This is a genomic window from Amycolatopsis sp. lyj-109 (assembly GCF_046548995.1).
Classification (GTDB): domain Bacteria; phylum Actinomycetota; class Actinomycetes; order Mycobacteriales; family Pseudonocardiaceae; genus Amycolatopsis.
This window is the reverse complement of sequence record NZ_JAJPWR010000074.1, coordinates 1-529: the sequence shown is the minus strand read 5'-3', so window position 1 is coordinate 529 and position 529 is coordinate 1. Positions and strand designations below refer to the sequence as shown.

Annotated in this window: 1 pseudogene; it reads right to left on the bottom strand. The window is 72.0% G+C overall.

Annotated elements, in window-relative coordinates:
- Positions 1-529: pseudogene (locus tag ACLJQF_RS48870) on the bottom strand (molecular chaperone Hsp90); the annotation flags it as partial.

Sequence of the window (529 nt, the reverse complement as noted above, 5' to 3'; positions counted from 1 at the left end):
AGCCCGGCCAGCGCGGCGGCCTCCGGCATCCGCCAATCGAGCGGCGCGTGCCCGTCGAGCAGCGCGTACCGCGCGAGCCACCAACCGGTGTGCCCACCGGGTTCGGCGAGGGCACGCCAGGTTTCCGGACGGGACGCGAGCAACCGCAGCGCCTCCGGCCAGGCGTCGTCGCCGACGAGGTCGAGATCGCGTACGGCGAGCACCCGTGACGGCGGCCGCTCCCGCGAATCCCACCATTCGTGCTCGTCGGGCAGGCCGTGCTCGGGTTCCAGCGGTTCGTCGTCGGTGATGATCGCGAAGGAATCGAGTACCCCGACCGCGACGAGCGTGGCCGTCGGCCAGTCCTCGGCGAATTCCTCGTCCAGTACGGACAAGGCGCCGTCTTCCTCGAACACCTCGGGATCGAAGATGTCGCCCAGCGGCGAGGCGGGCAGGACGAGTTCGTCCGCGCGCCGCCAGCCGTCCTCGCTCGGCAACGCCAGCGCGCCCGCCCATTCGGGTGCCTCGTCGCCGACTTCGGCGATCAGGC